This is a genomic window from Mesorhizobium sp. M4B.F.Ca.ET.143.01.1.1 (genome assembly GCF_004792275.1).
Lineage (GTDB): Bacteria > Pseudomonadota > Alphaproteobacteria > Rhizobiales > Rhizobiaceae > Mesorhizobium > Mesorhizobium abyssinicae.
On record NZ_SRSR01000162.1, the window covers coordinates 1 to 362 of the forward strand.

Consider the following 362-nt stretch of genomic DNA (forward strand, 5'->3'; position numbering starts at 1 on the left):
GGACTGATTCAGTTTATGAGGCTAACTGCGGAGGGATTGGGGACATCGTTGGAAGCTCTGGCACAGATGTCTCAGGTGCAACAACTGGGTTATGTCGAAAAATACCTTGCCCCTTACGCAGGGCGCTTCAACAGTCTGTCGGATATGTACATGTCTATTCTATATCCAGCCGCGATTGGAAAGCCGGAAGCCAATGTCCTGTTTTCCGCTGGCACGAAGGCTTATTCGCAGAACTCGGGACTAGATGTGAATAGCGATGGCGTTGTGACAAAGGGGGAGGCAGCATCGAAGGTCCAAGCCAAGCTCGACAAAGGTTTGACGGCCGGGCTCCTCGGCTAAATAGTGATAGGGAGATAGAGAGG

The 362-nt window shown here is 51.9% G+C and carries 1 pseudogene; it reads left to right on the forward strand.

The features are described from left to right. Nucleotides 1–339 (forward strand): annotated as a pseudogene (locus EN786_RS36435) (lytic transglycosylase); the annotation flags it as partial. Nucleotides 340–362: the final 23 nt, after the last annotated feature.